Annotated in this window: 21 protein-coding genes and 1 pseudogene; 7 read left to right on the forward strand and 15 right to left on the reverse strand. The window is 63.2% G+C overall.

Features of this window, described 5'->3' with window-relative positions; translation table 11 throughout:
* Positions 1-105: 105 nt before the first annotated feature.
* A pseudogene (locus KG722_RS14890) lies at positions 106-661 on the reverse strand (integrase core domain-containing protein); the annotation flags it as partial.
* 249 nt (positions 662-910) lie between these two features.
* Here KG722_RS14890 and KG722_RS01330 point away from each other — a divergent pair.
* The 3 genes from KG722_RS01330 (at position 911) to KG722_RS01340 (ending at position 3271) form a co-directional block, all read left to right on the forward strand.
* Positions 911-1114, forward strand: a complete 204-nt coding sequence (locus KG722_RS01330) for a hypothetical protein (RefSeq protein ID WP_213268761.1) — start codon at positions 911-913, stop codon at positions 1112-1114.
* Positions 1115-1222: 108 nt separating this feature from the next.
* Complete coding sequence (galE, locus tag KG722_RS01335; RefSeq protein ID WP_213268762.1) at positions 1223-2230, forward strand: UDP-glucose 4-epimerase GalE; 1008 nt, start codon at positions 1223-1225, stop codon at positions 2228-2230.
* A gap of 42 nt (positions 2231-2272) precedes the next feature.
* On the forward strand, positions 2273-3271 hold the full coding sequence (locus tag KG722_RS01340; RefSeq protein WP_213268763.1) for a glycosyltransferase: 999 nt from the start codon (positions 2273-2275) through the stop codon (positions 3269-3271).
* Here KG722_RS01340 and KG722_RS01345 read toward each other — a convergent pair.
* From KG722_RS01345 to KG722_RS01375, 7 genes are all read right to left on the reverse strand, one after another.
* Entirely contained in the window at positions 3264-4217 is a 954-nt protein-coding gene (locus KG722_RS01345; RefSeq protein WP_300998140.1) for an RDD family protein, read from the reverse strand. The genes KG722_RS01340 and KG722_RS01345 overlap by 8 nt on opposite strands.
* Entirely contained in the window at positions 4214-5212 is a 999-nt protein-coding gene (locus KG722_RS01350) for a stage II sporulation protein M (RefSeq protein WP_213268765.1), read from the reverse strand. Before KG722_RS01350 ends, KG722_RS01345 begins: the two co-directional genes overlap by 4 nt.
* Positions 5209-6522, reverse strand: a complete 1314-nt coding sequence (locus KG722_RS01355; RefSeq protein ID WP_213268767.1) for a DUF58 domain-containing protein — start codon at positions 6520-6522, stop codon at positions 5209-5211. The genes KG722_RS01350 and KG722_RS01355 overlap by 4 nt, the downstream gene beginning before the upstream one ends.
* The gene (locus KG722_RS01360; RefSeq protein WP_213268769.1) at positions 6519-7475 is read right to left on the reverse strand and encodes a MoxR family ATPase; all 957 of its coding nucleotides are present in this window, start codon (positions 7473-7475) and stop codon (positions 6519-6521) included. The genes KG722_RS01355 and KG722_RS01360 overlap by 4 nt, the downstream gene beginning before the upstream one ends.
* Complete coding sequence (locus tag KG722_RS01365) at positions 7462-8682, reverse strand: DUF4350 domain-containing protein (RefSeq protein WP_213268771.1); 1221 nt, start codon at positions 8680-8682, stop codon at positions 7462-7464. Before KG722_RS01365 ends, KG722_RS01360 begins: the two co-directional genes overlap by 14 nt.
* Positions 8679-9491, reverse strand: coding sequence for a DUF4129 domain-containing protein (locus KG722_RS15325; RefSeq protein WP_213268773.1), 813 nt, complete (start codon positions 9489-9491; stop codon positions 8679-8681). Before KG722_RS15325 ends, KG722_RS01365 begins: the two co-directional genes overlap by 4 nt.
* 243 nt (positions 9492-9734) lie before the next feature.
* Positions 9735-11273: a GMC family oxidoreductase gene (locus KG722_RS01375; protein WP_213268775.1), complete on the reverse strand. Its 1539-nt coding sequence runs from the start codon at positions 11271-11273 to the stop codon at positions 9735-9737.
* A 138-nt stretch (positions 11274-11411) separates the two neighbouring features.
* On the opposite strand from KG722_RS01375, the gene KG722_RS01380 reads away from it, so the two are divergent.
* Positions 11412-12377: an aldo/keto reductase gene (locus tag KG722_RS01380; RefSeq protein WP_213268777.1), complete on the forward strand. Its 966-nt coding sequence runs from the start codon at positions 11412-11414 to the stop codon at positions 12375-12377.
* A gap of 60 nt (positions 12378-12437) precedes the next feature.
* Positions 12438-12905, forward strand: coding sequence for a GAF domain-containing protein (locus KG722_RS01385; protein WP_213268779.1), 468 nt, complete (start codon positions 12438-12440; stop codon positions 12903-12905).
* Here KG722_RS01385 and KG722_RS01390 read toward each other — a convergent pair.
* The 7 genes from KG722_RS01390 to KG722_RS01420 all read right to left on the reverse strand — a co-directional run bounded on the left by KG722_RS01390 (position 12891) and on the right by KG722_RS01420 (position 21214).
* Complete coding sequence (locus KG722_RS01390) at positions 12891-14891, reverse strand: carboxylesterase family protein (RefSeq protein WP_213268781.1); 2001 nt, start codon at positions 14889-14891, stop codon at positions 12891-12893. The genes KG722_RS01385 and KG722_RS01390 overlap by 15 nt on opposite strands.
* Before the next feature lie 65 nt (positions 14892-14956).
* On the reverse strand, positions 14957-16078 hold the full coding sequence (locus KG722_RS01395; protein WP_213268783.1) for a cystathionine gamma-lyase: 1122 nt from the start codon (positions 16076-16078) through the stop codon (positions 14957-14959).
* Positions 16071-17066 carry a glutathione S-transferase C-terminal domain-containing protein gene (locus tag KG722_RS01400; RefSeq protein ID WP_213268786.1) on the reverse strand — a complete coding sequence of 332 codons (996 nt, stop codon included), beginning with the start codon at positions 17064-17066 and terminating at the stop codon, positions 16071-16073. Before KG722_RS01400 ends, KG722_RS01395 begins: the two co-directional genes overlap by 8 nt.
* Positions 17063-17485, reverse strand: a complete 423-nt coding sequence (locus KG722_RS01405; RefSeq protein ID WP_213268788.1) for a DUF1330 domain-containing protein — start codon at positions 17483-17485, stop codon at positions 17063-17065. The genes KG722_RS01400 and KG722_RS01405 overlap by 4 nt, the downstream gene beginning before the upstream one ends.
* A gap of 3 nt (positions 17486-17488) precedes the next feature.
* Positions 17489-18058 (reverse strand): NUDIX hydrolase, encoded by a 570-nt coding sequence (locus tag KG722_RS01410; protein WP_213268790.1) that lies wholly within the window; start codon positions 18056-18058, stop codon positions 17489-17491.
* Positions 18055-20319: a S9 family peptidase gene (locus KG722_RS01415; RefSeq protein WP_300998141.1), complete on the reverse strand. Its 2265-nt coding sequence runs from the start codon at positions 20317-20319 to the stop codon at positions 18055-18057. Before KG722_RS01415 ends, KG722_RS01410 begins: the two co-directional genes overlap by 4 nt.
* Positions 20320-20455: 136 nt before the next feature.
* Positions 20456-21214 carry a hypothetical protein gene (locus tag KG722_RS01420; RefSeq protein WP_213268794.1) on the reverse strand — a complete coding sequence of 253 codons (759 nt, stop codon included), beginning with the start codon at positions 21212-21214 and terminating at the stop codon, positions 20456-20458.
* Between the two features lie 179 nt (positions 21215-21393).
* Here KG722_RS01420 and ettA point away from each other — a divergent pair, with 179 nt between their 5' ends.
* Together ettA and KG722_RS01430 are read left to right on the forward strand one after the other, a co-directional pair.
* Positions 21394-23058, forward strand: coding sequence for an energy-dependent translational throttle protein EttA (ettA, locus tag KG722_RS01425; RefSeq protein WP_213268796.1), 1665 nt, complete (start codon positions 21394-21396; stop codon positions 23056-23058).
* 107 nt (positions 23059-23165) lie between these two features.
* A complete protein-coding gene (locus KG722_RS01430) occupies positions 23166-24785 on the forward strand; it encodes an amidase (RefSeq protein WP_300998142.1) in 1620 nt (539 codons plus the stop codon).
* Positions 24786-24799: the final 14 nt, after the last annotated feature.

Here is a 24799-nt window from a genome sequence, read left to right on the forward strand (position 1 = left end):
CCGTGCGGCGTGATGGAAAGTTTGACTTTTTTGTGTTCAGAAGTGCTTGCGCGTTTCGTTTGAACAGATTCCGGTCACTTTCTATGTGGCTTGCTGCCCTTTGCGTTACGCCGCGACCCGGAATAGTTGCAGCGTATTGAAGTGGGCCTGGTCTGGCGTTCTCCGGTCAGGCGATGGGTGCGGTCTCTTCCCGTTATAAAAGGAAAGGTACCGGCCGATCCCGGCGCGGGCGTCCGGAACGCTGGCACAGGCCCGGAGGCAGATCGCCTCGTATTTGATGGAGCGCCAGAGCCGCTCGACAAAGACATCATCCTCCCAGGCACCGCGGCCGTACATGCTGATCCAGATGCCGCGGCCTTTCAGGGCCCTGGTGAACAGGGCTGAGACAGACGCCCACCTCCATCGGGATCGACAGCCGCCAGGCAGGCACGCTCAGGCTTAACCCGTCGACGACGGCGAGGAGATACACAACGCCCCCGCCATCGGCACCTGGGTGATGTCAATCGCCCAGACATGGTTCGGCCGGGGCACCGACAGCTTGCCCAGGAGGTAAGGGTAGACCTTGGTGGCCGGGCCCGGGTTTCGACGTGTTCGGCTTTCGGTCGAGCGCTTCGATGCTCATCGGCTTCATCATTCTGGAGACATCCAGCCGGCCTATCTGCTGGCGTTGGCTGGCTCACTTCTGTGTGCCCGGCAACATGGCCGATCTGCAGGCAGAAATCTCACCTGACCTGGCTGTTCAGATTTCCCAGGCCAACTCTGGCAGCCCTGGCATTTCAGCTCGATTGCGAACGGCCGGGCGAGGAAACGCCTCATTAATGACAGAATTTGAACCGTATTTCTCATAATAATACGACTTAGCAACTGTGCTTTAAATCGCTGTTAAGGCTTCGCTGTTGTAGATCAGGTTATGTCGCGTTTTAGCCAAATGATGCCAATGAAAACAGGCGCCTTCACAGACCCCGTTTCGGGAGTACGCGAGAATGATAGTGCAATTTTGAACGAATTCAGCGGACAAAAACTGCCTGTCTGGCTGCGGCTTCTGACTATTGTTGGTCTGAGCGCCGGGCTTTGGGGCGCCATCATCTGGGCGTTCATTTCGATCTTTGGCTGAGACAGCGCCCATCTGGTGCGCGATAACGGTTGGATTCTTGCACATCCTGGTATGAATGGATCCCGGTGTTGCGCCAGGAGACAGTCTAACTTCATGAGGGGGTGAGGAATGCCGGGAAAAGTGCTTGTTTTAGGTGGGGCGGGCTATGTCGGTAGCCATTGTTGCCGCGCATTCTCGGACGCAGGCTGGGAAGTCACGGTTTTCGACAATCTCTCGACCGGCTGGCGCGACCTGGTGCGCTGGGGCGATCTGATCGAAGGCGATCTGAACAATACGAGGGACATTGAAGCAGCCTTCAGCGCCGTGAAGCCGGGCGCGGTTGCCCACTTTGCCGCGTCCACGCTGGTGGGCGAGTCCGTTACCGAGCCTGGCAAATACTACCGCAACAACACCTTTGCAACGCTCAACCTCCTGGACGCCATGCGCCGCCACGGAACGAACTCGATTATCTTTTCATCGACATGCGCGATCTTTGGTCATGCGCAGACCGACCTGCTGGCCGAAGACCATCCCTGCAACCCGATTAACCCCTATGGCATGTCGAAGCTGATGGTCGAGCAGATGCTTGCCGGCTTTGATCATGCACATGGTATCCGCTCCGCCTGTCTGAGATACTTCAATGCCGCCGGCGCTGACCGGGACGGGCTGATCGGAGAGCGCCATGCCTGCGAGACGCATCTGATCCCGCTGGCGCTCAAAGGCGCCTATGATCCCGGCTACGCCTTCACGATCAACGGGACGGATTTTGATACGCCCGATGGCACCGCGCTGCGTGACTATATCCATGTTGAAGACCTCGCTGAAGCCCATCTCCTGGCCCTCAACGCCCTTGAAAGCGGCGCGCCGTCCAACGCCTTCAATCTGGGCACCGGCCGGGGCACGAGCGTTGCCGAAATTGTAGATGCTGTGGAACGGGCAACCGGCCGCCGCCTGCCGCGCAAGACAGGTCCCCGCCGCCCGGGCGATCCTGCCCGCCTGATTGCCGCTCCGGACAAGGCAAAGGAAATCCTCGGCTGGACGGCAACCCGTTCAGACGTCGACAACATCATTACATCTGCGCTCGCCTGGCATCAGAAAGACTGGGCGGTAAACCAGGAAGCCAGCTTGCAGGGTTAGTCCGCCGGCTCGCAACAAATTCGTGGACTGAGGACCTTTCGGGTGGAACAAGTTACTGTCATCATTCCCTGCTACAATGCGGAAGCCTTTATCAGGATCGCCATCGACAGCGCGTTGAACCAGACCGTTCCGGTGAAAGTTGTTGTCGTTGACGATTGTTCGACGGATGCAAGCTTCGCGCTGCTCCAGTCCATGGCGGAAGCTGAGCCTCGCCTGACCGCAGTTCGCCAGCCAAGGAATGGCGGCCCGTCCGCCGCGCGCAACGCAGCGCTGCGCCTCGTGACAACGCCGTGGGTCGTCAACCTGGATGCCGATGATTACATGCTGCCGGACCGCCTTCGCAGGCTGGTGGCGCATGGCGAGGCGCAGAAGCTCGATTTTGTGGCTGACGACGTTATCCGCGTGGAGCCCGGACAATCTCCCGGCAATGGTATTCGCGTCTGGAAGGATGAACTGATTGGATCGGTGCCCATGGGGCTCGCCCGTTTCGTTCGGGAAAACCTCGCGAAATATTGCGGCCCGCGCCGGGAGATCGGCTACCTCAAGCCATTGATGCGGATGGAGTTCCTCCGCCAGAACACTCTCTTCTTCCGGGAAGACATGCGCCTGGCAGAAGATTTCGAGTTCTACGCCCGTTCGCTTGCCCTGGGCGCGCGTTGGGAGGTTATCGATCCGTGTGGATACATTGCTGTCAGCATGCCGGAATCCCTTTCCAAGGCCTATCCAACCTCCGCGATCGGAAAAATGGTGGAAGGGGATGAAGCCTTGCTGAAAACGCCTGGTCTTTCATCTGATGACCGCGCGGCCCTGAAGGAGCACCTGCACTATACCCGGACCGACTATGCCTGGCGCACGATGATCGATGGCGTACGGGCGAAAAGCCCGGGCCTTGTGTTGCGCGCCCTGATGCAGCCTCCGGCTGTCGCGGGCAAGGTCGTGTTCCGGATGGTAAAACATCTTCTACGCTTGCCCATCCTGCCGCCCCTGCCGGACGAGCCTCGCAAGACGGCGCGCGAGTCGGCTGGTCTCGCCCTTACCTGACATCAAATTTGTCAGCCTTCCGTTCACCCAGCAGCATGCGCTGCTCCAGGCGCCGGCGCAGCGAGCCATAATAAGCTTCCAGGAACGCAAGATCTGTTTCCCCAGGCTGCTGCGCCCATCCGATCTTTGTGCGGATGCGCGCGGCTACCTGCCGCTTGACCTCAACCGTGGACTGGCGAAGCACGTCCTCCAGAACATGCAGCTCATGGATGCCGTAGGCTTCTGCTTGCGCGGTTGTGAAATTGAAGCGGGACCCGGAGTCCGGGACGCTATTTGCTGACGTAATGTCGTGCATCAGCTTTGTTTTCGGAGAGCGGATGACCCAGGTGCCCGCGATAAGGTCGCCCACGCGCATCTTGTCCTTGTTGAAGATCGGGAACAGCAGGAATACCCCCGACCAGAGCAGGCCGAACAGCGCCATCCAGCCGCTCGCCTCGTCCCCGCCCATCAGCGCAAACTGGAAAGGCAGGCCGATCTCGATCTCGCGGATGAAGTTACGCGCCAGAACGGAGTTGGCAGTCAATCGGCCGCCATTGCGCGCCGCTACCCGCAGGCCAAGCGCCCGCTTGCCAGGCGTTGCGGCCCGCTGCCCGATCTCGAAGAAGATGTAGTAGAAATTCCGGACAAAGAAGAAGAACACCAGCCAGAAGGCGAAAGCGATATTTGAGCTGCCCTCGCCCAATCCGGCCATCAGGAATGAAAGGCCAAACAGCGTGGCAATCACGATGGCCCACTGGATGGCAATGTCGATCAGGAAGGCGCCTGCGCGCTCGGCCGCGGTCGCAAGCTTCAGGCGGATGGCGGCGCCCTCCGGCGTCACCAGCCGGCGGATGAGCTTGGACTGGCGCATTTCCTCGGCCATGCGCGCGCGGCGCTGTGTAGCAGCCTCAATGCTGACCCCTGGACGCTGCCGCTTGTTCGGCGAAGGGGTGGCCGTGTTCGTCATCCGCGCCGCTCCTCGCGCCGCATGTAGAAGTAGAGCATCCACCAGACGCCCGTTGCAGCTGCGATCGTATAGCGTGCAACATCGGAATTGATGAGCTGCCGGCCAAAGCCCTCAAGCAGGGCCGCAATGATCAGCATCACCACGCAGCCCATGGCAATGGTCGCGGCTTTCTGGCCGGCCGATCGTGCTGACGCGAGCCGGGTCTGTGCCCCCGGAAAAGCAACCGCCCCGCCGATGATAAAGCCTGCTGCGCCCGCCAGGATGATAGCGAAAATCTCGGTCACGCCATGGATCATCAGCCAGCCGGTGAACTCGAAGCCGAGCCCCTTGTCCCAGAACACGGCATACATCGATCCGATCATCACACCGTTATAGACAAGCAGCCACGCGGTCGGGATGCCGAACGCAAAGCCCAGCGCAAAGGCAAACAATGCAATCTGCGCGTTGTTATTGAAGAGGTAACTGGAAAAGGCGGTCAGCTGCCCGTCGCCATGACCGTCCGTATAGATCGTGCTGCGCAGGTACTCGACTGTCGCGTCGGGATTACGGCCTTCGAAAAAGCTGTGCCCGTGAAAGGTCCAGTACCATTCCATGTCCTGAAGGCAGAGGAAGAAAGCCAGGCCCCAGCCGCCGAAAAAGAAGAGGGCCGACAGCAGCGTCGGCCACACGGCCCCGCGCACGGCCGCCGGCCAGTCGCTGCGCAGGAACACCATCATGCGTTCGCCAATGGTTGTGCGCGCGCCGTAGACGAAGAAATAAGCCCGCGTGCACAGGCTCTCCAGATAAGCGATCACATTCTGGTCGAGGGAGATGGAGCGGGCGACCGACAGCGAGGATACCGCCTGCCGGTATAGTCGGGGCAATGCCAGCATCTGCTCGTCGGTCAGGCTTTTCACCCCGCCATTCTCCGCCCGTGTCAGGATCAGGTCGAGCTTCTGCCAGTCGGCCTGGCGTTCTTCACGGAAACGGTAGGATTTGAGAAGGTCGCCGCTCACAGCATGTCCCTCTGCTTGATCTGAAGGTAGCGCGAAACCAGTTCTGCCCCGAAATGCTCCGGCCGGGTCTCAATGATCTGCACGCCCATCCGCTGCAGCCGCCGGAAAACGACGTCGCGCTCTGACAGCAACGTGTCGGCAATTACGGCCCGGGCGACATCCTCGCTCTTCTCCGGCAGCGCGTCCGCCATGGTGGCGAGGGCCTCATCCTCGAAGGTCGCAAACAGGACAAGATGCCGGTCGGTCAGCCGTTTCACATTCTCCAGCATCAGTTCGGCCGAGATGGTGTCCACGAAATCGGAGAAGATGATGATCAGGCTGCGCCGCTCAAGCCGCGCTGCCAGGTGTGTCAGGGCGAGTGTAAAGTTTGCCTCTTCGTCTGAATAGTCCATCTCCGCAACGGTTGCCTGCGCCTTTGGAAAGCTGCTTGTTCCGGTGAGAAAGCCGCTGGTTACGCCGGGCCTTGAGGAAAATCCGTAGAACATCGTCCGGTCACCCGAGCGCAGGGAGACATAGGCGAGCAGCAGGCCGGCCGTTACCGCGCGGTCGATCTTCGCCACCCCGCCCAGAGGCTCGCTCATAAGCCGGCCGGTGTCGAAGGCAAAGACGATGTTGTGGTTGCGCTCGGTCTTGAATTCCTTGGCCAGCAGGTGGCGGTGGCGGGCGGAGTGTTTCCAGTCAATCGCGCGCCGGTCCATGCCGGCGGTAAATTCGCGCAGCGCGTCAAACTCGCTGCCATCGCCGCGCTCGATCTGTGTCTTGATGCCGAACTCCGCGTCCCGCGAGAACAGGCGGATCGCCTCGTCGCGCACCCAGCGGACATTGGGGGTCACGGGAATGTCCACGCCGATCTCGTGGACATGCCGCTTCTGGACAAGCCCCATCGGTCCGCGCCACCGGCTCCACAGACAAACGACTCGCGCCATCCCCCGGCGACCTGGCGATAAGTCCATCTCGTAGTGCCGCTCCCGCGCGTCCCATCCGCGCAGGCCCTGCGGGTCAGGCTGGGGAATGAACTCGTTGGTCTCCAGCTGGATTTCAATTCGCTCCGGCAACGGACCAGTAGCAAAGCGCAGCTTGAGCGAAGCGGTATCCCTCTCCCCGACATAGAGCAGCGGCGGGAGCCCCGCTTTAACCTCATACGCCCTCAGACGCGCGCCCAGCAGCCCGTCCATCAGCACGATCCCGCTGACGCCCGCAATCCATCCTGCCGACAGTATCCAGAGACCCGGCGCAAGCAGGGCAATGGCAAGGAGCAGGGGCATGCCCATCAGCATCAGGAAAACGGCGCGGGGGGTAGGTGAAATCACCGTGGCGCCGCCGTCTGCTCGATGATCCCGGACAGGGTTTCGTCGGTGGTCCGCCCCTCGATGTCGGCCGCTGGTGACAGGATAACACGGTGGCGCAAGGCGGGCAGGGCGAGTGTCTTGACGTCATCGGGGATCACGAAATCACGCCCGTCCAGCGCCGCGCGGGCGCGCGATCCCATGGCCAGCGCCGCGGCCGCGCGCGGGCTGGCCCCGGTTTCCAGCGCGGGCGTTTCACGCGTCGTGCGGACGATGTCGACGATATAGGAAATTATCTCGTCATTGAGGCGCACCTGCGACACCGCGTTGACCGCCGCGTCGAGGTCTGCTGCGCTCAGCACGGGCTGCACGCCGAAGGCTTCCGGCGTCTTCATCCCGGTGCGTGTTCCGTGCTGGGCCACGATGCGGATTTCTTCCTCGCGCGTGGGGTATTCCAGATTGTGCTTGAACAGGAAGCGGTCGAGCTGCGCCTCGGGCAGGGGATAGGTTCCCTGTTGCTCGATCGGGTTCTGCGTCGCGATCACGGTGAAGCGCGGGTTCAGCCCATAGCTTTCCCCGTCAATCGTCACCTTGCGCTCCTGCATCGCTTCAAGCAGCGCCGCCTGCGTCTTGGGCGGGGTACGGTTGATCTCGTCGGCCAGCAGGATGTCGGTAAAGATCGGGCCCTTGGTGAGGCTGAACTGGTTGGTCTGGAAATTGAAGAGGTTCGTGCCCAGAACATCCCCGGGCATCAGATCCGGCGTAAACTGGATGCGGCCGAACTGAAGCGAGATCGCGCGGGAGAAGCATTGCGCCAGAAGTGTCTTGGCTGTCCCAGGCGGCCCCTCCAGCAGTACGTGTCCGGATGAAAAGAGGGCGACAAGAAGCAGGTCAACGCTCCCGTCCTGGCCGATGATGGCCTTGCGCACTTCGGTGCGGATACGATCCGCCAGGTTCCGGATTTCAGCCACGCTCATGCATAGTTCTCCTGATGATTTCCCTGCGCCAATGGTGCAGCTCCCGTGCGCTTTGCAAGAGATCCTCCCGGTTGGCGGCGAGTTCCTTGATGGCTATTTCGAGTTCAGAGAAGGACCGGCCATACGCTTCAGCGGGACCCATCCTGTCATAAAGTTCCGTCAGCTGACTTTCAGTCAATGATTTCGGCAGGCCCAGCGCCCGCGCCAGGCGGCGGCGAATGAGGCTCACATAGCCTGGCGCCATCCGGGTTTCCCGGCGCGCCATGGTCACGAGGCCGGCTGAGTTGTCTGCCAGTGCCTGCTTGCCCAGCGCAATGGCGCGGGCCTCCCGGGCCGGCGGCCCGAAGCGCACGGTCGCCGCCCAGCCCAGAAGCAGCGCGCTCGCCAACGCAATCAGCGTCGCGCCGATATAGGGAACGCTGAACAACATCTTGAGCAGGTTTTCAGAGCGGGAGAACCCGTGCAGCGTCGCGTCCATCAGGATCGGTTCGCCATCCGAGCTGCGCAGATAATTTACCAGGTTCGTCGCAAAGATCGCGTTCTCGACCCTTGCCAGCCCGAACGTATTGATCATGTCCGGATCGCTGAGGATGTAGACGCCCGTATCAGGGTCGTATGCGACCAGCGCGCCGTCATCGCTTCCGATAACGGTCTCCAGCGCGTCTGACCGTATCAGCTGCAGGCGCACATCCGGCTTCACGGCCCCGGCATCGAAGTCGCCGTTCAGTTCGTCAGGTTTGCTCACCCGCAAGACTTCGGCGTCTGGATAGATACGCCGTATCCGGTCGTTGAGTTCGCGCGCGTCGATAAAGCGCGTGTCGGCCTGGCGGCTGGGATTAAGCGGGTCGGGCCGGCCATACCATTTGGGAAGCACGGCGAGCGCGGGTAGCTGGAACGCCGTATCCTCCAAAGCATCGAAATCTCCGAAGGCAGGCAGGGTCAGTATCATCAGGCCCCAGTCGCGTGTCTCCAGATTGCGCTCCAGACGGGACACGCTGACAGGATATCCCTGCGCCTCCATCAGGCGCACGAAGCCGTTATACCCGAGTGCCGAAGTGGAGTAAGGATGATCGCCCGCCTGATCGCGCTGGCGCAGTTCCGGCGCCCAGCCGGCCAGCACAAGCACGCCGCCGAAAGAGATCACGGCAATCGCCACCATAATCGCCACTGTGCGGGCAGAAAAAGGAGACTCGCTCACGCCGTTCATGCCCAGCCGTCCCCGAAAGCAAAGTCCTCATAGCTGCGCCGGGCGCTCTGCCAGCCTGCAGCATCCACATCCCGCCCGCCGAAGAAACTGTTCTCGACGATCTGGATGATCGGCCTCAGCGCGCGCCGCGCCCGTTCCGGCAAGCTGCCGAGACCAGCAATTTCGCGCGCGGTCATCGAGGTTGGCACACCGCCTTCAAGGCGCTCCTGGACATCCTCGATGGACCGGAAGAGCAGCAGGTGAACCGCCTCGGCAAACTTGCCCTCCCGCGCCAGCGCGTCGGCTTCTTCCAGCAGTGATCGCGCGCGGTCCCCATCAGGCCGGATGTCGGTCAGCACGTCATCGGCCGGCTTGTCCGTTTTCTTTCGGCCCAATCCGAGACGCATCCGGATGGCTTCGCCAAACAGGAAATAGAGAATGCCGGCAATAACCAGGCCTGCCGCAATCCAGAAAATGACCCTGAACAATGGTGCCAGCGATTCGATGAACCGGCCAAAAGCTGCGAGCCAGCCAGGCGGTTCGGCCGGCTCGACATCAACATCTTCCAGTTCCGGCCGGGTCAGCTGGAGGTCGCTGTCACGCAGAAACCGGGTGTGTGCATCCCGGACAGCCTTCTGGTCGGTTTGCGGCGCAGTGTCCCCAAACTCGTCGAGATACTCGACATCCTCATAGGCCTCAGGGTCCGGCTCCAAGGAATAGACGGGCGGCGTGACCTCGATCGGCGCGGGGTTTTGTGCCAGCGCCGGTGCTCCTGCTGCCAGGAACGTCCATGCGGCCAGTGCAACTGCGCTGGACCTGACGCGTGGCACCACTCGGAAATCCTCCTGCCGGCATTCCGCTGATGCCTCTCTGGAAACTATTTCAGAGCTTGCAGGCGGCTTCAACGTCTCATTCCATCCTGGCTGGAAGTTGAAGGCCTACGCGCCGGGACCGGCGGCATGTGGGCAGCAGCAAGGCGGTTTTCGGTCCAGGGGGCCCGTATCGACCGCGCGCAGAGGTCGGGCCATCCCCGGTTCAGGGGGGAACAGGAAATGGCTGGGTGTTGCTGGCGCCTAGCGTACGGCGTGCGCGCAGGCCCGCGCGGTCAGCGCCATGATGGTCAGCGTCGGGTTCTGGATGCCCTGCGAGGGAAGTGCGGCGCCATCTGTTACGTAGAGCCCCGGCATCGCCCAGCACTGATTGTCCGGATCAAGCACGGAGGTCTGCGCATCTGCGCCCAGCCTTGCCCCACCACACTCATGCACCGAAGTTCCCGGATTGGCCGGGCCCGCAGGCCGCACCAGCACTTTTGCACCGATCGCCTCGAAAAGCTCGTCCAGCGCGCGCCCCATGATAGCCGCCAGCGTCATCTCCGGCTCGCGCCATTTCATGTCGATGTGCAGCAGCGGGGTGCCCCACTTGCCGGTCTTGCCCTTGGCGAGGGTCACACGGTTTTCCGGCGATGGCGCCATCTCGCCAAAAGCAACCGCCGTCGTCCAGGCGCCAGCCGGGTTCACCGTCGCATAAAGCTGCACGCCATAGCCCCGGCTCTCCCGATTGCCGCCCTCGCGCAAATCAAACCGGGGCAGGTACACACACCGTCCGGGCTCAGATGCATCGGTCATCGGCAGAGGCGGGCTGATGCCTTCTGCTTTGAGCATAACATGATCGGTGAGGTAACGGCCCAGCGCGGGCAACTGGTCTGACAGCCCGCCGGAGGCATTTCCCGAATTGAGCAGGATGCGCGTCGATTCCAGCGCCGACGCACAGAGGAACACCAGCGGCGCCTGCGCTGACCCCCGCTGCCCCGTCATCGGGTCCAGCCACTCCACACCGCTTGCCTTGCCGTCAGGGCCAGCCAGAATGCGTTGCGCATTTGCCCGCACGCGCAGGGTCAGCCGCCCCGTTGCATCCGCCATGCCGACAAAGTCCACAGGCGGGGCATACCGGCTGAGCATTTTCTCGGCGCCGGGCCATTTCCGGCCGATCGTTTCCAGCACGACTTCTTCAGACGCATTGGGCGAAACTGGCCGCGCAATCAGGCTGTCGGGAATGAAGTCCGAGGCGTCCTGCCCTCCGGCCAGGCCAAGATGGCGCTCAACCTTCTGATACCAGGGCTCGAGCGCCTCAATGCCGAATGGCCAGGGGCTCGGCATGTCGGTTTTGGGGCCCAGATCGGTGGCGCCAAACCGGTAATACTGGCGCCCATGCCCCGGTACCATCATTCGTCCGCCCAGCCCATGCGACCGGATCCAGGTAAACGGCGCGCCATCGGGCGTCTCGTAGGGATGGTCCTTGTCATCAACAAAGGCGTCGGGCTTCTGGACCCAGGCGAAGCATTCGGTCTGCACAGGCTGGCGGATCCGCCCTGCGCCGCGCAACACCCTGGTGCCCGCATTGATCAGCCTCGGGTGCAGGATATTGGCCAGCCTCGGATCTGAAACCGCCCCTATGGTTGCCGCAACGGTCTTGCTCAGCGGCTTGCGCCAGAACGGATACTCGGTGCCCGCATCCAGCAGCAGAACCGACAATCCCTGCTCGCAAAGCAGCGCCGCAGCGAGCCCGCCCGAAGCGCCCGCGCCCACCACGATTGCGTCATGTCTGGCTGCCATCAAAGTCCCCGGTCTTCGCGCCCGTCATATCTTTGCACGAATAATGCATAAAGGGTGCCGGAGGTGCAGCTTGACCTGCCAACTGCATGCAGAAACTGATTTGTTGACATTCACATTAACTCTAAGTCACCTGCCGCGATGACCAGTAATCCCACCGTAGACGCAGTCTCCCGGCTGCTCTCCCGGCCGTCCGGCCCGCTCGGGTTTGGCACAGGACTGCTGCATTTCGTTAAGGAACCCCGCTCCGCCATTGAGTTGCTCCGCAAGGCGCATGAAGAGGGCGTGACATATTTCGACACAGCGCGCCTCTATGGCGAAGGACGCTGCGAAGCGATGGTCGGCGAAGCCTTCGCCCACATGCGGGATGACGTGCTGATTGCCACCAAGGTCGGCATCCTGCCGTCTGCGTCCGACTTCTATACCCGCGCCCGGGGCAAAGCCCGGGCTCTCCTGCGCCGCATTCCCCCCCTGCGCGCGATCGTCCCGCCGCCAACCGTGCGCTTCCCGGAGTTTTTTGTCTTCGACCGCCAGCGGATGCAGCAGAGCCTCGAGACGAGCCTCAGAGAGCTGCGCACCGATCATGTCGATGTCCTCCTCCTGCACGAATGCAAGCCGGAACATGTGCAGAGCGAAGAGGTCTGCGATTTCCTCGATCAGATGGTGCGTGAGGGCAAGACCCGCACTTACGGCATTGCGCCGGAAGCCGGTGCCATGAAGGCGATCGCGGCCAGCGGCGCCGCCTATGGCGAGGTGGCCCAGTTTGATGCAAGCCTGCGCCCGGGCATGCCTCCGCCTGCCGCCTCCGGACCCGCGCTCGTCGTCACCCATTCCTGTCTTGGTCAGCGCTTCCAGGACCAGCTCGCCCGCCTCAAGGCGGATGCCACCCTGAAAGAGCGCTGGTCCTGCGCTCTCGGCATCGATGCGGCCGATCCCTCTGCCCTCGCGCAGGCCTATCTCGCCCACGCGATCCAGCAGAATGCAGGCGGCCTCGTCCTTTTCTCGACAACCCGGCCCGAGCGCCTGAAGACCAATCTCGACGCCCCGGCCTGGCTCAACTCCCCTGAACGCGCCGCAGCCCTTTCCCGCCTGATGGCAGACGGGTGAATGGACAAGCGTGCGCGAGCACATATCTAGGGCGTTTCAATCCATCACAAGGTGCGCCCCATGGACAAGGCTGAAGCCTACCGCCAGCTCAAGGAAGAAATCGACAGCGTCGTAGCCGGGGAAACCTCCGACACCGCCCGCTATGCCTCGGCGGCCTGCCTGCTCACCCAGGCGTTCAAGCCGCGCTTCTTCTGGACCGGCTTCTACCTGGTCGATCCGCTGAAAACAGATGAGCTGGTTGTCGGCCCCTATCAGGGCACGCTCGGCTGCCTGCGCATTCCCTTCGGCAAAGGCGTCTGCGGCCATGTCGCCGCTACGAAAGAGCCTATAATCGTGCCGGACGTGCACGAGTTTCCCGGCCATATCGCCTGCGATTCAGCCTCCAATTCGGAAATCGTCGTGCCGGTCTTCCGCGCCGATGGCAGCCTCGCGGCCGTCCTCGATGTCGACTCCTCCGACTATGACGCCTTCGACGAGGTTGATCAGACAGGGCTCGTGGCGATCTGCGAAAGCCTACTGACCGTCTGATGCCGGCTCTGATGCGGGGACAGCCTCGGCAAGAGGCTGGGGCTCCGGCGCAGGGGTTGGTAGAGACGCGGGGGCCGCAGCACTGGCATCGTCCTCAGCGGGCACTTCGGCAGGCGGGGTCAGCGGCCGCAATACCGGTTCGGGCAGCACCTCCTTCCGCGGCGCAGCGGCAGGCGGACGCGCGGTCGCCGGTTCCCGCCGTATGACCGGCGCCGCTTCTGCGCCCGCCTCGACCGCTGGCAGGTCATCGGGCGCGACCGGTTCGGGCAGATCAGGCATAGGCGGCGGGCCTGCCATCTTCTCGATCCGCTGCAGCAGCGTCTCTTCCAGAATGTCGAGCCGGCGCGCGCGCAGCCCCTCGATCACTCGGATGGAATGGTTGAGGTCCAGCCACACATCCCGGTCCAGGGAATAGGCGGGCCATTCAGGCACCCCGGTTCCGTTCGGATCACCCGTGCGGGCAAAGTTCGTCCAGTAAGTCATCATCGCTTCGGTCAGCGCCATGTCTGCGTCCGTGACCTTCAGTCCGGGCAGGTGGCTGTTGAAGACGAAGGAGATTTCCGCCGCGTGGAAGGCGCCGATCGTCTGGCGCGGCGAAGGCGGCACGCGCGTGAAATGATAGAGATAGGTCGGCGCCCCGTCCTCGGCATTGCGCCGGCCGGCAAAGCGCATGTGGACCCCGAACATGTCGTCGCCCAGCATGTCGGTCGCGCCCTTGTCCCAGCTCTCCAGCGTGTTCATCCCGTAAAGCGCCTGCAGGGCCTTGGCCGGGTTCAGTCCGAACACGGAGGCAAGCGCCGCTTCGCGCTCCTCAAGGGTCCCGGTCATCTGCGGCTTCAGGACTGTCGGCGAATTGATCGCGTCATAGAACAGCGTGCCCTCGTCGGCATTGAACCCCGCAATCATCGGCAATCGTGGCACTCCGCCATCGCGGAAGGCAGCGCCAATCGGCCGGGGCAGCACCTTGCCATCCACAACCGGCAGGAAATAGGGGCTGAGGTCGGGGCGTGCTTCCGCCTGCGCGATGATTGCTGCCGCCGGAATGCTGCGCAGGTCAGCTGCGCGCGCCGCAGGCGCCACAAGCGAAGACAGGAACTCCGTGCCTGCTTCTTCGGCGCTCTTTACGCCGGGGATCACCGAGCGCTTCAGGTGCAGCGCGTTGTAAGTGCTCGCTCCGCTCTGCAGGATCACCTTGTTGAACAGGCCCTCCGAGAGAGGGCTCGCCATCAGTTCCGTGACCGACTGGGCGCCTGCGCTTTCGCCAAACACGGTCACATTGTTCGGGTCGCCCCCAAAAACGGCGATGTTCTCGCGCACCCAGTTGAGCGCCGACACCTGGTCGAGCAGGCCGTAATTGCCCGAGGTTCCCGCGTCTGCGGTGAGGGCCGGATGGGCGAGATAGCCAAACGCACCAAGGCGGTAATTTATCGTGACGAGCACGACGCCATTTTCGACAAGGCCGTTTGCCTGATAGATGGACTGCGATCCTGAGCCGAACTGGTGTGAGCCGCCATGGATCCACACCATCACCGGCTGCAGGTCGCGGCCGCCCAGATTGGCTGTGCGGATATTGAGCGACAGGCAGTCTTCGGACTCAGGCGGCGTCTTCTGCAGTGACAGAACCACGCGCGCCATCATTCGCTCGAAGCCGGACAGGCCTACGCCTTCCAGGATGGAGTCCACAAAGCTGCCGGAGCGTTGACGGCTCTGGATGCATTCCGGGCCGTACTCCCGGGTATCGCGCGAGATTGCGCCCCATTGCGGCGGCGAGGCCGGCGGGCTCCAGCGCCTGGCCGTGGCATAGGGAATGCCGTTGAACACGATCATGTCGGGGTTGTCCCGGTCCACGCCCCCGATCACGACACCCTGATGGATGCGGACAGGCTCGGACATTTCCATCGGCTTGGGCGGCTTGCGCAGCGCGTACCAGCCATAGGCTGCGCCCGCCAGCAGGATGAACAGCACGATTAAACCAAAACGGCGCATCGCCGGACCCCGCAAAACTCGAATCTGTTGCCATCATAGCGGCCCGGCCGGGCGATGGCTAACCCCTAACAACCGCGCAGGTTCAGCGTGTCCAGCGTCCGCACGGTTGCCCCGGTCAGGTCGGCAACCGGCTCGATGCCGCAGGCCATCCGGATAAAGCCTTCGGGCACCTTGTCGCCCCAGCGCACGCGGCATTCAGCGGCCGAATGCACGCCGCCAAAACTTGTTGCCGGCGTAATCAGGGGATGGCGCTCAATGAACTGTTCGGCGAGGAGCCGGCTCGGCAGGCAGAAGCTGACAATCGGTCCGTACCCGCTCATCTGCTTGCGCGCGACGCCGTGCGCAGGGTCGGTCGCCAGCCCCGGATAGCGCAGCCCCGTCACGCCTTCGATGCCCGAAAGCGCATTCGCAACGGCCAGCGCATTGGCGTTCGCCCGCGCCACGCGCAGCTCCAGCGTGGCAAGGCCCCGGTGCAGAAGGTAGGCATCAAACGGGCTGCAGATCGCCCCGCCCAGCCGCCGCCAGGTCTTCAGCGGCGCCATCAGCGAAGGGTCGCGGCTCGCCACATGCCCGGCCAGAATGTCCGAATGCCCCGCCATCGCCTTGGTGTCGGCCATGATCGTAAAGTCCGCGCCGAGATCCAGCGGCCGCTGGCAGAGCGGCGTTGCGGTCGTGTTGTCCACCGCCAGCAGCGCACCCGCCGCCTTGGCATTGCGTGCCAGCTTGGCGAGGTCGCACACTTCAAGCCCCGGATTGGACGGGGTTTCGGCCAGCACCAGCTTCACGCCGGTCAGGTCGGCCTGCGCCATCTCCGCCGTGGGGCAGGTAGCCATCTCGATGCCCAGCGGCGCAAAGTACGTCTCCAGCAACGCGCGGGCATTGTAATAGCCGTCCGCATGCACCAGCACCCGGTCGCCTGGCTTCAGCTGGGCGTAGAACACCGCCGCAATCGCGGCCATCCCAGACGGGAAAAGCACGGCCTCGGCGTCTTCCAGCAGGCCAATCTCGGCCTCCACTTCCTCAACGGTCGGGTTGCCATAGCGGCCATACACATGGCTCGCCAGCGGGTCGCCCGGCAGATGGAAGGTGGTCGAGGCCACAATGGGCAGGGCGACAGGATCGCCCTTCTGCAGGCTTTCGCCCCGCCGGTGAAGCAGGCGCGAAATGGGGGAGAGGTCTTCAGCCAAGTATGTCTGCTCCAGGTCCGATAAGCCGCGCCAGCCCGGCGCGCGTGTCAGCGTCCAGCCGCTGCCACTCCTCGCGCAGGCTCGCAAGACACTTCACCTGATATTTGAACACGCCCTGCTCATACCAGCCCCCTTCGATCATCAGCGAAAAGGTCTCCGCCCCCGCCTCAATGGCTTTGGTATTCGCCAGAAGGAAGGGCAGGTAGGTGTCCCCCGCCTGCGCCAGCAGCCTGGTGATGGCCGGGCTCGCCAGCGCCGCTTCGGCGCCGGCCCAGTCCCCGCCAATCCCGCTGGCATCATCGGCATGGTCCAGCCAGCGATAGAGGTAAGGCACAGCCTCCCGCATCCATGCCATCGGCGTCGGGTCATAGCTCATCACCTTGAGCTGGCCATAAAAGGCAAGATCGGCGAGCGAGATCCGGTCCCCGAACAGGAAACGCCCTGGCCCGAGCGCCATCTCCTGCAGCGCCGCGCAGCTGCGCTTCCAGCTCGCTTCGATCACCGGCGCCGTCTCCGGCGTACACCCCACCAGCGCCATCCGCGAAATCTGCCGCGCACGGATCACGGCGGCCGTATTCTCCACCGTTTCCAGCCCGGCATTCGGCATCGAATCATACATCAGCCAGTTGGCGCACCATTCCTGATCGGCCTCATAGAACCACCGATAATGGAACATCGCCTTCATGAACCATTCGTCGGCCATGTCCTCCAGCAGCAGGCACACAAAGCGCGATGCCGCGTCCTCCGGCACCAGCGCGCGCCCTTCCCCCTCAATGGAGAGGAGGAAGGGCGTTGAATCGTTCGTCCAGCTGCCATCAGGTTTGCAGACTACGGGGATCACCTGCGCCTTGACATTCGGCATGATCACGCCGCGCTCCTCGCCCGTCATCCCGGTCCAGCTGTGCGGCAAACGCTTCGCCCGGAGCGCCGCGCGCACTTTCAGGGAGTATGGAGACCCCAGCGCGCCATAGACTTCATACCCGCTCATTGCTTCTCCCCATTCACCCATGTCGGCCGCGTCACGATCAGCTCCTGGCAGAGCAGCCCCGCCTCGCGGTGACGCGCCATGTCCTTGTAGTCCTTGTGGTTCAGCGTTGCGATGAAAGCCTGCCGGCTCGGAAAGTGGTTCACCAGAACCGCGTCCCAGTCCCCGTTGCCAATGAAAAACCGCTCCGTATCCCCCAGCAGCAGCGTCGTCCCGCCCACTTCGGCGGCTGCCACCGTAAAGGCTTCCGAATAACGCATATACGCATCCCGCCCGCTGATCTTCTCGCCATATTCCGGGTCTTCGGGGCGATACTCCGCCTTCACCTTGAACTTCAGGATGTTCACCTGCGCAACCGGCCCGTCATACGGGTCATCCCGGAACGCGCGGAACTGGTCGGCCGTCGGCTGAAAGGCGGGCATGGCTTACTCCTTGGGGCGATGGTGGGGGTGTTTGGAAAAATACCGCTCGGCATAGAAAAGCGCCGCCGCATGCAGCGCGTGCTGCACAGGCTGGTTACCGTATTCCAGGAACTCCGTATACGGCATTTCAAGAACCTCGATCTCCTCGTTGGGGTCAAGATCCCGGCTCGCGCCGGGCGTGCTGCCAAGGGCAAGGTAATAGTGCAACATATTGTCCTGCGTGGCCGGGTTGGGATGGCACGCGCCCACCCACACCATCTCGCGGGCAACATAACCGGTTTCCTCACGCAGCTCCCGGGCGCCGACAGCTGCCCAGTCCGTCTCGCCCGGATCAGACGCTCCGCCCGGCAGCCCCACCATCACCGCCCGCGCCGCATGCCGGTACTCGCGCACCAGCACGACATTGCCCGCATCCGTCACCGGGATCACCGTCACCCATTCTGCCAGTTCAATGACATGATAGCTCTCGACAATATGCCCGTCCTCCCGGGCGCAGCGGTCGGTGCGCAGGCCCATGAAGCGATCCTTCATCACCTGCTGTGAGGACAGGATTTTCCACGGTTTGATGCTCATTCGGCCGGGATCTTCAGGTGCCGCTCCAGGAAATCCAGCCGCGTGCGCATCAGGTGAACCTGCAACGCTTCGCCCTGGATGCCATGGCGCTGGCCCGGATAAGTCATCAACTCGAAAGGCTGGCTGCGCGCCTGCAGCTCCGCCATCAGGCGGGTCGTGTTGTCAAACGTCACATTATCGTCTGCCATCCCGTGGATCAGCAGCAGGGGCCCGGTCAGCCCGTCAAGGTGCGCAAACACGCTGGAGGCGTGATAGCCGTCAGGGTTGAGCTGCGGCGTGCTCATGTATCGCTCCGTATAGAACGTATCATAGAGCGACCAGTCGGTGACCGACGCGCCCGCAATCGCAGCCGCAAACGTGCCTTCTGGCGCCTGCGCCGCCGTCATCAGCGTCATGTACCCGCCATAGCTCCAGCCCTGGATGGCGATGCGGCCTGCGTCCACGAAGGGCTGCTCTTTCAGCCACGCCACGCCCGCCAGCTGGTCGCGCACTTCCGGTCCGCCCGTCAGAAGATGGATGACATCCTCAAACCGCTTGCCCCGGTTCCAGCTGCCGCGATTGTCAAGGCGGAACACGATATAGCCAGCATGGGTATAGAACTGGTCGCCCAGCGGCCGCCAGTCATTGGACACACGCTGCACATGCGGCCCGCCATACACTTCTACGATCACAGGATACTTCTTCGCAGGGTCAAATCCCGGCGGCTTCTGGATCGAATAGTAAAGCGTTTGCCCATCTTCTGCCTTCAACGTTCCGAATTCCGGCACGGTGTGGGAGGAAAGGAAAGGCGCATACGGATGGCTTGCATTCAGTGCGTTCTCGTTGATCCACGCCACGCGCGTGCCGTCTGCCTTGTAGAGCGCCGTCTGCGGCGGCTGCGTGGGGGAGGAGAAAGTGCCGACATAACTCTTGGCGCCCGCGCCCATGGCAATGCTCCAGCTGCCCCCTTCCGGCGTAATCCGCCGCACTTCCGGGCATTCCTGCATCATGCGCGCCGACCCGGGCGCCGTGTCGATACAGGCAGTGTCCGGCACCCGCGCCGCGCCCCTGGCCGCAACCTCGCGGTCGCTCCAGCCCAGCGGCACGGCATAAAGATGCCGCTCCAGAGGGGTATCCCTGAAGCCGGTGAAATAGATCGTCTGTGTCTCAGGATCAAACCCGGAAATATCGTTCACCACCCAGTTCCCGAAAGTCACCTGCCGCATTTCGCCATTCGAGGCATTTCGCCAGTAGATGTGGCGATACCCGTCCAGCTCATGGGTCACCAGAATGCCGCCATCGGGCAGGGCCAGGAAATCATTTGTCAGGTTCACCCACCGCGCCTGTTCCTCCGTAAACGGAGACCAGATGCGCCAGGGCAGGCCATCGGTGCGGTTGAAGCGGATTTCCGTCTGCGCCCGGTTCACGGTCTGGAACCACAGGCTTCCATGCGCCCAGTTCACGCGCGCCAGATAGGTGTCGGGCCCCACAGAACTGATCTTGCGCGTAGTGTCCTCTTTCAGGTCAGCCACCCAGAGCCCCACCTTCGCATTTGGCCGCCCCGCGCGCGGATAGCGCTGGTTGATCACGGTTACTTCCTCGGCCGCAATGTCAAAGCGCGGAATGATGTCCACCCCGCTCTCGTCCACTTCGGTAAAGGCGATGTAGCGCTCGTCCGCGCTCCACCAGTAGCCCGTGTAGCGGTTCATCTCTTCCTGCGCGACAAACTCGGCCACGCCATAGCCGATGGCCTTGTCGGGCTGCGCCTCGGGCGAAATCCGCGTTTCTGTGCCGCTCGCCAGATCGATGGAATAAAGTGCCCCGTCCCGGATGAAGCTCACATGATTGCCGCGAGGCGACACCTTGGCGTCATACTCAAACCCGTCTGTCCGGGTCAGGCGCCGGGTTTCCGGCCCGTCATTCTTGAGCGTCACAAGATGAATGTCCCCGCCCGCCGGCACGATGATCGTGTCCGCCGTGCCCCAGGCATAATCGGCAATGCCGCGCACGCCCGCGATCCGCTTTCGCTCGCGCAGGGCCTTTTCTTCTTCGGAGAGTTCCGCCTCTGCCGGGTCCACCGCCGTGGAGTCCACCAGCATCGACTGCGCACCGCTCGCCACGTCGAACTGCCAGAGATCGTAGCGTGCGCTTTCTTCCGCCCTGGGTTTCAGGAAGGTCACGCGGCGCCCATCGGGCGAGAATTTCACCGCCCGCGGCGCGCTGCCGGCAAGGGAGGGGGAGGCAAAGAGGCGTTCCGGCGTCAGCCGGGGAGCGTCAGTCATGGAAACGGGGTCCTTGGCCGGTTGGGGCGCCTCGTCTGCATGGGTAATGCAGGCGGCAAGCGATAAAGAGGCGGCAAAGGCCGCAAGAAAGAAGAGGCGTCTCATGGCGCCGACACTAGCCCGGATTCCGGGCTTGTCACCCGCCGGGAGGGGTCCCCAGCACATAGATATGCGCGGCCAGCAGACCGATGAATTCGGCAATCGCCGTCACGGCAATCATCAGCAACCCCATCACCCCCGCCCTCCAGAGGCGGCCCCCCACGGAAATCCTGGGCGCCAGGCCACGAAAGATCGTGCCCGCATAGGCGAGTATGATCAGGGCCATAAAAATCAGCGACGATGTCTGGTTTATCTCGGTCGAGATCGTGTTCTGGCCAATCACCAGCGCAAGGCCGATCAGCGTGCCCGGCACGAGGGTCGCAAAATAAAGCCGGCTGCGCACCGGCATGGACACGCCCTTGCCCCAGGTGCCGACAAACAGGCTCATTGGAATATGCAGCACGAAAAACGCGATTGAATACAGGGCCGAATAGGCCAGCAGCACTTCCCGGGCGACGGCGTCGACCTCGCGGCCGTAAAGGTCCCCCTCGAATGAGCTGACCGTTTCAACGACGGTCTGCCAGATCGGCGTCCCCTCTCCGCTGAGGAGAAACTGCAGGAATTCGGTGAGGGCAAAGATCACGAACACAAGGCGGATCGCCGGTGTGTACCGGTCCTGCCAGCCCGGATCGCGCGCCGCCTCGAACACCCTGGCCGGGTTGAACAGCGAGGCCCACATCGTCCGGAAACCGCGCACATTCAGTCCGAAGACATCATCCAGCAGCGCGTCCCACCCCGACGCCCGCGTCAGGTCATCCTCGCCAAAACCGGCAGATTTCGCTTCTGGCTTCGCCATCTTCGTCCCCTCATAAGCTCCAAGTGATGCCGGGGGGCAAGGGGCACGGCAAGCGGAAAAGTGGCCTTGCGCGGCCGTCTGGCTGCCCACCGGCTCGGTGTTGCGCTTGATCTTCTGCGCGCGGCAGGCCACATCGCGCCCAGACAACCATTTCCAGCTTCGCAAAGGAACCACAGCCCATGGCCGGTCCCCAGATCGTTTTCCACATGCAGGGCCTTACCAAGGCCTATCCCGGCGGCAAGAAGGTGTTTGAAAACATCCACCTGAACTTCCTCCCGGACGCCAAGATCGGTGTGGTCGGCGTCAACGGCTCGGGTAAATCGACCCTGCTGCGCATCATGGCCGGCGTCGACAAGGACTATACCGGCGAAGCCTGGGCCGCAGACGGCATCAAGGTCGGCTACCTCCCGCAGGAGCCAAAGCTCGATCCCAAACTCACAGCCTTCGAGAACGTTGCCGCCTCCTGCCCGGAAAAGCAGATGGTCGACAAGTTCAACGAGATTTCGATGAAGCTCGGCGAGGACTATTCCGACGAGCTGATGGAAGAGATGACCAAGCTCCAGGAGCAGATCGACGCGGCCGATGCCTGGGACATCGACTCCAAGATCGAAATGGCCATGAACGCCCTGCGCTGTCCGGACAATGATGCTGACGTCACCACCCTCTCGGGCGGTGAAGTGCGCCGCGTCGCCATCTGCCAGCTCCTCCTGTCAAAGCCTGACATGATCCTGATGGACGAACCGACCAACCACCTCGACGCCGAAACCGTCGCCTGGCTGCAGAACTACCTGATCAACTTCCCCGGCTGCGTCATCCTTGTGACCCACGACCGTTACTTCCTCGACGACATCACCAGCTGGATCCTCGAGCTCGACCGTGGCCGCGGCGTGCCCTTCCAGGGCAACTATTCGGGCTGGGTCGAACAGAAGGCCAAGCGGATGGAGCAGGAAGCGCGCGACGATGTCGGCCGCAAGCGCACCCTCGCCAAGGAACTCGAATGGGTCCGCTCCGGCCAGAAGGCCCGCCAGGCCAAGTCCAAGGCTCGTATCACGGCCTATGAGAAGATGGCGTCGGAGGCAGAGCGCGAGAAGGTGATGACCGCGCAGATCCGCATTCCCCCTGGCCCGCGCCTTGGCGGCGTCGTGCTCGAGGCCGAAGGCCTCAGCAAGGCATTCGGCGACAATGTCCTGATCGAGAACCTCAACTTCAAACTCCCCCCCGGCGGTATCGTCGGCGTCATCGGCCCCAACGGTGCGGGTAAATCCACGCTGTTCAAGATGATCCTCGGCCAGGAAAAGCCCGACGCTGGCGCCATGCGTGTCGGCGAGACGGTCAAGATCGGCTATGTCGACCAGAGCCGCGACAAGCTCGACCCGAACAAGAACGTCTGGGAAGAAATCTCCGGTGGCACCGATGTCATCGACCTCGGCGGCGTCTCGGTCATGTCCCGCGCCTATGTCGGCGCCTTCAACTTCAAGGGCACCGACCAGCAGAAGAAAGTCGGCATCCTCTCGGGTGGTGAGCGCAACCGCGTCCACCTCGCCAAGATGCTCCGCGGCAGCCACAACCTGCTCCTCCTTGACGAACCGACCAACGACCTCGACGTGGAAACCCTGCAGGCGCTGGAAGAAGGCCTCGACAACTTCCCCGGCTGCGCCGTCATCATCTCGCACGATCGCTGGTTCCTCGACCGTATGGCCACCCACATCCTCGCCTTCGAGGGCGACAGCCATGTCGAATGGTTCGAGGGCGATTTCTCCTCCTACCTCGAAGACAAGAAACGCCGGCTCGGCGAAGACGCGGTGAACCCCAAGCGCCTGAAGTTCAAGAAGTTCTCGCGCTAGGTCCGTTAAAACTGTCATCCCGGGCAAAGGCTGCGCAGCAGCCGATTGACCCGGGACCAAGCCCCGCTACTCTCCCGTCTCTGATCAGGGACCGGGAGAGGGCATCCATGAACCACACCATCACCGCCGCGCTCGGCGCGCTCATGCTCGCCGCCTGCGCCACGCCTGCGCCCGAAAGCCTCGCCCCGCCTGAGGCCGTCGCCGACGCCCCGGTCGCCCCCGGCTATGAAGCCACCGGCCTCCTGGCGCGGACACTCCCGGAACTCTCCGCCGCCCTCGCCAGCGGCGAGACGACCTCGGTGGTGCTCACCACCGCCTACATCGCCCGCATCGACGCGATCGACCGCGCCGGCCCGCGCCTGCAGTCGATCATCGCCCTCAACCCCGACGCCCTCGCCCAGGCCGCCGCTTCCGATGCCCGCCGGGCGGCAGGCGCGCCCCTCGGGCCCCTGGACGGCCTGCCCATCCTCCTGAAGGACAATATCGAGTCCCTCGACCCCATGGCGACCACCGCCGGCTCGATTGCCCTGAAGGACAACGTCACCGGCCGCGACAGCCCCCTCGTTGCGGGCCTGCGCGCTGAAGGCGCTGTCATCCTCGGCAAGACCAATCTCAGCCAGTGGGCAAACTTCCGATCAAACGACTCAATCAGCGGCTGGTCCTCCGTGGGCGGACAGGTCCGCAACCCCCATATGCTAGACCGCTCCCCCTGCGGCTCAAGCTCGGGCACCGGCGCGGCCATCGCTGCTTCCCTCGCTGCCGGCGGTGTTGGCACGGAAACCAACGGCTCGATCATCTGCCCGTCCAATGTGAACGGCCTCGTCGGCTTCAAGCCCACCGTCGGCATCCTCCCGCAGGACGCCATCGTGCCGATTTCGCCCAGCCAGGACACCGCTGGCCCGATGACCAAGACCGTCAAAGGCGCGGCCCTGATGATGAACGCGATGGACGCAGGCGAGACCGACTTCACCAGTGCCCTCTCGGCCGATGCGCTGAAAGGCAAACGCCTCGGTGTCCTGCGCGCCTCGGTAGGCTCCAACCCGGACATCAACGCCCGATTCGAGGCGAGCCTTGAGGCCATGCGCGCAATCGGCGCCGAGATTGTCGAGATCGAGGAAAGCAATGTTCCCGGAGATTTCTGGGCCGCCTCGCTCCTCCTCCTGCAGTATGAGTTCAAGGACAGCCTCAACGCCTATCTCGCCGCCGCCCCGTCCGGTGTTGTGACCCGTACCCTCAGCGATGTCATCACCTTCAACCTTGCCAACGCAGACACCGAACTCGCCCTCTTCAACCAGGACCTCTTCGATGCGTCCGATGCCCTTGGTCCGCTTACGGATCAGGCCTATCTCGACGCCAGGGCGCTTGTTCAGTCCGCCACGCGCGAAAACGGCATCGACCGGCTCCTCGCCGAACACGGCGTGGACGCGCTCGTCTCGCCGTCTGGCCCGCTTTCCCCGCGCGTCGATCCGGTCAATGGCGATGTCTGGCCCGCCTGGGCCGGAGCAGGCTATCTCGCTGCCGTCGCAGGCTATCCCCATCTCACCGTGCCGATGGGGGAGGTCCACGGCGTCCCGCTGGGCGTCTCCTTCATGGGCGCCAGGGACGCGGACGCGGCGATCCTTGCCTATGGCTATGCCTATGAGCAGGCCACCGGCCTGCGCTCCGATCCCAGATACCTGGAAACCGCCGAAGACCGCCCGGAAATCGCCGCCGCCATGCAGCGTTAACCTCTCCTGGCAAA

Origin of the sequence: Hyphomonas sp. (genome assembly GCF_018402285.1) — a bacterium.
Taxonomy (GTDB): Bacteria; Pseudomonadota; Alphaproteobacteria; order Caulobacterales; family Hyphomonadaceae; genus Hyphomonas.

Bases quoted from the DNA above. Each gene is read 5' to 3' on its own strand.
- KG722_RS01330 (WP_213268761.1), top strand. From the start codon at position 911: ATGTCGCGTTTTAGCCAAATGATGCCAATGAAAACAGGCGCCTTCACA.
- KG722_RS01400 (WP_213268786.1), bottom strand. From the start codon at position 17,066: ATGAGCGGGTATGAAGTCTATGGCGCGCTGGGGTCTCCATACTCCCTG.
- KG722_RS01390 (WP_213268781.1), bottom strand. From the start codon at position 14,891: ATGCGCCGTTTTGGTTTAATCGTGCTGTTCATCCTGCTGGCGGGCGCA.
- KG722_RS01365 (WP_213268771.1), bottom strand. From the start codon at position 8,682: ATGAACGGCGTGAGCGAGTCTCCTTTTTCTGCCCGCACAGTGGCGATT.
- KG722_RS01380 (WP_213268777.1), top strand. From the start codon at position 11,412: ATGACCAGTAATCCCACCGTAGACGCAGTCTCCCGGCTGCTCTCCCGG.
- KG722_RS01410 (WP_213268790.1), bottom strand. From the start codon at position 18,058: ATGAGCATCAAACCGTGGAAAATCCTGTCCTCACAGCAGGTGATGAAG.
- KG722_RS01385 (WP_213268779.1), top strand. From the start codon at position 12,438: ATGGACAAGGCTGAAGCCTACCGCCAGCTCAAGGAAGAAATCGACAGC.
- galE (WP_213268762.1), top strand. From the start codon at position 1,223: ATGCCGGGAAAAGTGCTTGTTTTAGGTGGGGCGGGCTATGTCGGTAGC.
- ettA (WP_213268796.1), top strand. From the start codon at position 21,394: ATGGCCGGTCCCCAGATCGTTTTCCACATGCAGGGCCTTACCAAGGCC.
- KG722_RS01375 (WP_213268775.1), bottom strand. From the start codon at position 11,273: ATGGCAGCCAGACATGACGCAATCGTGGTGGGCGCGGGCGCTTCGGGC.
- KG722_RS01405 (WP_213268788.1), bottom strand. From the start codon at position 17,485: ATGCCCGCCTTTCAGCCGACGGCCGACCAGTTCCGCGCGTTCCGGGAT.
- KG722_RS01430 (WP_300998142.1), top strand. From the start codon at position 23,166: ATGAACCACACCATCACCGCCGCGCTCGGCGCGCTCATGCTCGCCGCC.
- KG722_RS01345 (WP_300998140.1), bottom strand. From the start codon at position 4,217: ATGACGAACACGGCCACCCCTTCGCCGAACAAGCGGCAGCGTCCAGGG.
- KG722_RS01360 (WP_213268769.1), bottom strand. From the start codon at position 7,475: ATGAGCGTGGCTGAAATCCGGAACCTGGCGGATCGTATCCGCACCGAA.
- KG722_RS01420 (WP_213268794.1), bottom strand. From the start codon at position 21,214: ATGGCGAAGCCAGAAGCGAAATCTGCCGGTTTTGGCGAGGATGACCTG.
- KG722_RS01415 (WP_300998141.1), bottom strand. From the start codon at position 20,319: ATGACTGACGCTCCCCGGCTGACGCCGGAACGCCTCTTTGCCTCCCCC.